Source organism: Mesorhizobium sp. M2A.F.Ca.ET.037.01.1.1 (assembly GCF_003998075.1).
Classification (GTDB): domain Bacteria; phylum Pseudomonadota; class Alphaproteobacteria; order Rhizobiales; family Rhizobiaceae; genus Mesorhizobium.
The window spans coordinates 1-3,385 of the sequence record NZ_RZSA01000753.1; the positions used below are offsets into that span (position 1 = coordinate 1).

General features: G+C 64.3%; 4 protein-coding genes. All 4 read left to right on the forward strand.

Annotation, left to right across the window (positions count from 1 at the left end):
- The coding region (locus tag EOA27_RS28375; RefSeq protein ID WP_145970579.1) for an ABC transporter ATP-binding protein at window positions 1-751 on the forward strand (751 nt) is incomplete at its 5' end.
- A 3-nt stretch (window positions 752-754) separates the two neighbouring features.
- On the forward strand, window positions 755-1,513 hold the full coding sequence (locus EOA27_RS28380) for an MBL fold metallo-hydrolase (protein WP_126082830.1): 759 nt from the start codon (window positions 755-757) through the stop codon (window positions 1,511-1,513).
- Between the two features lie 428 nt (window positions 1,514-1,941).
- The gene (locus tag EOA27_RS28390) at window positions 1,942-2,715 is read left to right on the forward strand and encodes an NAD kinase (RefSeq protein WP_126082831.1); all 774 of its coding nucleotides are present in this window, start codon (window positions 1,942-1,944) and stop codon (window positions 2,713-2,715) included.
- A gap of 190 nt (window positions 2,716-2,905) precedes the next feature.
- On the forward strand, window positions 2,906-3,385 hold a 480-nt coding region (locus EOA27_RS28395; RefSeq protein WP_189562138.1), incomplete at its 3' end, for a DEAD/DEAH box helicase.

Sequence of the window (3,385 nt, forward strand, 5' to 3'; positions counted from 1 at the left end):
GGGCGTCGACGGCGCGACCCGGGCGGCGAAGGCGCGCGATGCGCTTGCCCTTGTCGGGCTGGCGGCCGCCTTCGACAAGAAGCCGCACCAGCTCTCCGGTGGCCAGCGCCAGCGCGTCGCGCTGGCCCGTGCGCTGGTCATCGAACCGGCGGTGCTTTTGCTAGACGAGCCGCTCGGCGCGCTCGATCTCAAGCTGCGGCGGCAGATGCAGGATGAGCTGAAGGCGATCCAGAAGCGCGTCGGCACCGCCTTCGTCCATGTCACGCACGATCAGGAAGAAGCGATGGCGCTGGCAGACCACTGCGTGGTGATGAATGACGGGCGCATCGAGGACGAAGGCCCGCCCGAGCGCGTCTATGCGCGGCCGAAGACACGCTTCTCGGCGACCTTCATGGGCGAAAGCACCATTCTTGCCGGCACCGTGACCGAAGCGGAGAACGGGATCGTCACCGTCTCGACGGCGGCCGGGCCGGTCTCGCTGCCCGGCGCATCGACTGCCGGCACCACGGTCGCGCTCGCCATCCGGCCGGAGCACCTGGTTCTCGGCGACGCGAAAGGCAATGTCGCGCTCGGCGCCGGCAAGGTCGGCGATATCGTCTTCCAGGGCAGCTTCAAGCGCGTGCTGGCCACGTCGACGCTGGATCCGGCACTGCAGTTCATCGCCAAGGCTTCCGCTTCCGCCACCGTTCAGGCGCGCGACACGATAGCGATTTCGTGCAACGCTCAAGATATCATCCTGCTGGCGGACTGATCCATGAGCACGCTTCCGGTCATCGAGGCTCCGGACTGGTACGAAACCATCCGCACGGGCGACGACATCACGCTCATCCATGAGCCATGGATCAAGCCGTTCTTCCGCTGCAACATCTGGCATGTGCGCGGGCGAGACCGAGACCTGTTGTTCGACACCGGGCTTGGCCATTTCAGCCTGAGAAGCCACGTGCCGCTTGTCAGCGAGCGCAAGCTCACCTGCGTGGCCAGCCACACGCATTTCGACCATATCGGCTGCCACCACGAGTTCCCGGACCGCTGCGTGCATTCGGCCGAAGCGGCAATCCTTGCCGATCCGCGCAACGAATGGACGGTCGCCGATCGCTACGCCAATGAGGAGATGTTCGACGGCGCACCGGAAGGCTGGGATACGGCGCGCTATCGCATCCTGCCCGCGCCGGCCGGCCGGTTGCTTGAACACGGCGACATCGTCGATCTCGGCGATCGCGCCTTCGAGGTCATCCACACGCCGGGTCACTCGCCGGGCGGCATCGCGCTTTACGAGAAGAAGACCGGCATCCTTTTGTCCGGCGACATCGTCTATGACGGGCCGCTGATCGACGACGTCTACCACTCAAATGTCGAGGACTATGTCGGGACGCTGCTTGCCATGCGCGGGCTCGATGTCTCGGTCGTGCATGGCGGCCATTTCCCAAGCTTCGGCAAGGTGCGCTACCGGCAACTCATCGACGAGTATGTCGCCGGCAAGCGCAAGGCGGGCTGCCACCTGCAGGGCGGCTGAGCGAGCGATAAGGGAAGCGAAGCCTACAGCGCCCGTTGCGGGCAAGGTGTACCCGTGGCATCGCCGCAACGGGAAGCTGTCGGCTGCGGCCGCTGGCTCGTCTCTTCCGAATGACGCACGAGTTCGGCGAACATAAGCGCGAAACTTCCCATCATCAGGAAGACTATGATCAGACGCGTTACCGGCAATAGACAGGTCTCTCGACTGGCCAGCCCCCGCCAACCCATCCACTGTCGGCTAACATGATCGATCCGCCTTTACGAGTGTTTAAGCCTCCTCTTAACCATTGCGGCCATCACATTCATGTCGCGCCTGTCACGAAGCGCGACTGGTGACCCGCCAGCCGGCACGCCGCCCTTCACAGATATGGGCGGCGCATGCTACGCCGTCGCCGGCGCGGCCCCGCAGACGGTCGCCCTCCGGGAGCCATGAGCAAAGCCGCCAGCCGTTTCGCCTTCGTCTCTTCCGACACCGACGACGCCCTCGCCGCGCGGGAAAGCCTGTCGGCGCGCTATGGGCAGGTGCCTGTCGCTGACGCGGAGATCATCATCGCGCTCGGCGGCGACGGTTTTCTACTGCAGACGCTGCGCGAGACGATGAGCACGGGCAAGAAGGTCTACGGCATGAACCGTGGCACCATCGGCTTCCTGATGAATGAATATCGCGCAGGCGGTCTCGAGGAGCGCATCGCCAACGCCGTTGCCGAGACGATCCGGCCGCTGGAAATGGTCGCCGTGACGCATGACGGCGAATCCGTATCCGCGCCGGCCATCAACGAGGTGGCGCTGTGGCGCCAGTCCTACCAGACCGCGAAGATCCGCATCACTGTCGACGGCCAAGTGCGGTTGGAGGAGTTGAACTGCGACGGCGTCATGATCGCCACTCCCGCCGGCTCGACGGCCTACAATCTGTCGGCGCACGGGCCGATCCTGCCGCTCGATGCGCCGCTCCTGGCATTGACGCCGGTCAGCCCTTTCCGGCCGCGCCGCTGGCGCGGGGCGCTGCTGTCCAACAAGGCGACGGTGCGTTTCGACATATTGGAAGCCGAAAAGCGCCCGGTGAATGCCGCCGCGGACCATACCGAGGTCAAGGCGGTGGCTTCCGTCACCGTGCGGGAATCGCCGACGGCGACGGCAACTTTGCTGTTCGATCCGAACCATTCCTGGAACGAACGCATCCTTGCCGAGCAGTTCCGCTACTGAGCCGGCGCAACGATACCTGTTCGATTAAGCATCGCGATTAAGGTTACGTCTTCACAATCACCGGGATTTCCGGCTGTTTGTGTTGACAAATCGCGGACTTGCGCCTAACTGCAACCGCGATCTTGCAGGCGCGCGGCGCCTGCCGCAACACGCGTTGCGATTTCCCGAACCAGCCAAAGACAACAAACACTTGTCCTCAGACACCCAGACCGTTCAAGAAGCGTTGACCTTTTCGGACCTTGGCCTTTCGCCCAAGGTCCTCTCCGCAGTCTCAGATGCCGGCTACACCAAGCCGACTCCGATCCAGGCCGGCGCCATCCCGCATGCGCTGCTCGGCAAGGATGTGTTGGGCATCGCCCAGACCGGCACCGGCAAGACCGCTTCCTTCGTGCTGCCTATGCTGACGCGATTGGAAAAGGGTCGCGCTCGCGCGCGCATGCCACGCACGCTGATCCTCGAACCGACCCGTGAGCTCGCCGCGCAGGTCGAGGAAAACTTCATCAAATACGGCAAGAACCACAAGCTCAACATCGCGCTTCTGATCGGCGGCGTCTCCTTCGACGAGCAGGACAAGAAGCTCGAGCGCGGCGCCGACGTGCTGATCGCGACACCTGGCCGTCTGCTCGACCATCGCGAGCGCGGCAAGCTCCTGCTCAACGGCGTCGAGATC